Annotated in this window: 1 protein-coding gene; it reads right to left on the reverse strand. The window is 65.7% G+C overall.

The window, feature by feature from the left end:
• On the reverse strand, positions 1-1421 hold a 1421-nt coding region (locus tag KUW18_RS19555; RefSeq protein WP_222562190.1), incomplete at both ends, for an Ig-like domain-containing protein.

Below are 1421 nucleotides of genomic sequence, written 5' to 3' on the forward strand. Positions count from 1 at the left end.
AAACCCGTCGCCGGGGTAAAGGTCACGCTGCCGTCACCATTGAAGCTCACGCTGCCCTGGCTCGGGTCCTGCAGCGCGGCGTTGGTCAGGGTCACCGGACCATCGGCGCCGGCCACGTCCAGGCCACCGGCACTGCCGTCCAGCACGTTGACGGTGATCGCCACGTTCTCGTCGGTCTCGGCCGCGTCGTCGGTGGCCTCGGGCACGTCATCCTTGATATCGATGGTCAGGGCCGCGGGATCGCTGACGTCGCCGTCGGAGTCGGTCACCACCAGGCTGAACACGTCCTGGATCCCGTCGCTGCCAGTGCCCTGGCTGCTATGGTCGGTGGTGTTGTCGCTCAAGGTATAGCTGTAGCTGTAGACGCCGCTGTTGACGGTGACCGTCAGCACGCCGTAGGTACCCTGCACGGTGCCGCCATTGGTCACGTCCACGCCGCTGATCACCACCGAGCCCACGCTGTCGGAGCCGGTATCGATGGCGATGGTGCCGCTGGTGGTCTCCAGGTCGGTGCCCGCCTGACTGCCGCCGTCGTCCAGACCCGCTTCGTCCACCTCGTTATTGCCAGACGCATTGGGCGACTCGGGGTTCACCTCTACCACCGGGGTCGCGTCCACGGTGATGGTCAGGGTCGCGTTAGCGGTATCCCCGTCGGCATCGGTAATGGTGTAGTCGATCAGCACGTCGCCTTCAAAGCCCGTCGCCGGGGTGAAGGTCACGCTGCCGTCACCATTGAAGGTCACGCTGCCCTGGCTCGGGTCCTGCAGCGCGGCATTGGTCAGGGTCACCGGACCATCGGCGCCGGCCACGTCCAGGCCACCGGCACTGCCGTCCAGCACGTTGACGGTGATCGCCACGTTCTCGTCGGTCTCGGCCGCGTCGTCGGTGGCCTCAGGCACGTCATCCTTGATATCGATGGTCAAGGCTGCGGGATCGCTGACGTCGCCGTCGGAGTCGGTCACCACCAGGCTGAACACGTCCTGAATGCCGTCGCTGCCGGTGCCCTGGCTGCTATGGTCGGTGGTGTTGTCGTCCAGGGTATAGGTATAGCTGTAGTCCCCATTCACCACGCTGACGACCAGGGTGCCGTAGGTGCCCTGCACGGTGCCGCCATTGGTCACGTCCACGCCACTGATCACCACCGAGCCCACGCTGTCGGAGCCGGTATCGATGGCGATGGTGCCGCTGGTGGTCTCCAGGTCGGTGGCAGCCTGGCTGCCGCCGTCGTCCAGACCGGCTTCGTCCACCTCGTTATTGCCAGACGCATTGGGCGACTCGGGGTTCACCTCTACCACCGGGGTCGCGTCCACGGTGATGGTCAGGGTCGCGTTAGCGGTATCCCCGTCGGCATCGGTGATGGTGTAGTCGATCAGCACGTCGCCTTCAAAACCCGTCGCCGGGGTAAAGGTCACGCTGCCGTC

Origin of the sequence: Halomonas sp. DP5Y7-2 (assembly GCF_019802025.1) — a bacterium.
Taxonomy (GTDB): Bacteria; Pseudomonadota; Gammaproteobacteria; order Pseudomonadales; family Halomonadaceae; genus Halomonas; species Halomonas litopenaei_A.